Genomic DNA, 232 nt, shown 5'->3' with positions numbered 1-232 from the left:
GGAAATATGGCTGTTTCGGTCTTGCCGTCGAAGTGTTCGCCATCGATCGTTTCGCCCTTGAGCGGCGTTCCGACGATCACGGGCAGGATTTCCTTGCCCTGGGTGACGGTTGCTTCGCGCGTGGTGCGCACCGCCGCCATGGCCAGCACGTCTACGTTCGCGCCGGAAAAATCGGCGCGACTCACCGCGCGATCCACCAGGCGGCGGACGATGGCCTGCAACCGGTCATGAC

At 63.8% G+C, this 232-nt stretch carries 1 protein-coding gene; it reads right to left on the bottom strand.

Annotated features, from left to right (window positions below):
* Nucleotides 1–232, bottom strand: a 232-nt coding sequence (locus AC0MA3_RS26780) for a YcjX family protein (RefSeq protein ID WP_474658391.1), incomplete at both ends; no start/stop codon positions are given.

Source organism: Paenibacillus sp. LS-5 (assembly GCF_056121505.1).
The sequence above is the reverse complement of the archived record's forward strand: the minus strand, read 5'-3'. Positions and strand labels throughout refer to the sequence as shown.